The organism is Pseudoalteromonas sp. GW168-MNA-CIBAN-0100 (assembly GCF_040309225.1).
Taxonomy (GTDB): Bacteria; Pseudomonadota; Gammaproteobacteria; order Enterobacterales; family Alteromonadaceae; genus Pseudoalteromonas; species Pseudoalteromonas arctica.
The window spans coordinates 1-249 of sequence record NZ_JBEOOL010000885.1; the positions used below are offsets into that span (position 1 = coordinate 1).

At 45.4% G+C, this 249-nt stretch carries 1 protein-coding gene; it reads left to right on the forward strand.

What is annotated here, in order from left to right; translation table 11 throughout:
• A partial coding sequence (locus AAEY62_RS23850) for an enoyl-CoA hydratase-related protein (protein WP_350636940.1) occupies positions 1-249 on the forward strand: 249 nt, incomplete at both ends.

The following is a 249-nucleotide window of genomic DNA, read 5'->3' on the forward strand; positions in this document are numbered from 1 at the left end:
GTGCTGCGTTTGGCGGCGCTTTGGGTTTAATTGCCTGTTGCGACATTGCAATATGCCAAGACAATGCACAATTTTGCTTAAGCGAAGTAAAGCTGGGGCTTATTCCTGCGGTTATTAGCCCTTATGTAATTAAAGCCATTGGTGAGCGTGCAGCGCGTAGATACTTTTTAACTGCTGAGGTGTTTGATGCGCATACCGCTAAGCAACTTGGGTTAATTCATCAAGTAACCGGTAATTTAGGATGTGCGC